Genomic DNA, 713 nt, shown 5'->3' with positions numbered 1-713 from the left:
GTCTCGTTGCAGAAGTTCCAGACCTGATTCACGTCGCGCGCCATCGCAAGCATTGCTTTCGCGTGCTTGTCTCTGATTCGAAACTTGAGGGTCTTAACGGTTTCCATATCTCGAACTATATTGGGTCGTCGAAACTCTCTCAAGAGGGAAAATGGGGAGGCCACGCAAGATTGATAGCGAATTGAGGCACGGAAGGCGTTGCGTCTTCGCCATGCACGTCCACCTGATATTCGTTACGAAGTACCGGCGCAACGTGTTCAAGAAAGCGCACCTGGAAGCGATGCAATTAGTTCCTGCCAACGTGTGCCGAGACTTCGAAGCCGAACGCGTGGAGTTCAATGGCGAGCACGACCATGTACATTTGCATGTTAACTACCCACCGAAGGTCGCGGTATCAACGCTTGTCGCGTCGCTCAAGGGCGTATCGAGCCGGATGTTGGGGCAGCAGTTCGGCGATTTCCACCCGTGGCTCAAGTGCCGTGGCGTGCTATGGTCGCCGTCGTACTTCGCCGCGTCGTGCGGAGGCGCGCCAATCGAGATTTTGAGGAAGTACATTGAGGACCAGCAATCGCCGCACTAAGGCCTAAGAGATGGAATCAAAAAGACCCCGTTGGGGGCTGTTAACCTTTTCGGCAAGCTGTTAACCTTGGCCATCTGAGCAACTGGAACCAAGGATGGGCGCGCCGATTGTTGATGACGAACTGTGGGCACTG

General features: G+C 54.7%; 1 protein-coding gene. It reads left to right on the top strand.

The features are described from left to right. The first annotated feature begins 151 nt into the window (after nucleotides 1-151). Nucleotides 152-580 (top strand): IS200/IS605 family transposase, encoded by a 429-nt coding sequence (tnpA, locus tag DID96_RS37895; protein WP_124604420.1) that lies wholly within the window; start codon nucleotides 152-154, stop codon nucleotides 578-580. Nucleotides 581-713 lie beyond the last annotated feature (133 nt).

This window comes from Burkholderia sp. Bp8963 (assembly GCF_003854275.1).
Lineage (GTDB): Bacteria > Pseudomonadota > Gammaproteobacteria > Burkholderiales > Burkholderiaceae > Burkholderia.
The sequence above is the reverse complement of the archived record's forward strand: the minus strand, read 5'-3'. Positions and strand labels throughout refer to the sequence as shown.

Bases quoted from the DNA above. Each gene is read 5' to 3' on its own strand.
- tnpA (WP_124604420.1), top strand. From the start codon at position 152: ATGGGGAGGCCACGCAAGATTGATAGCGAATTGAGGCACGGAAGGCGT.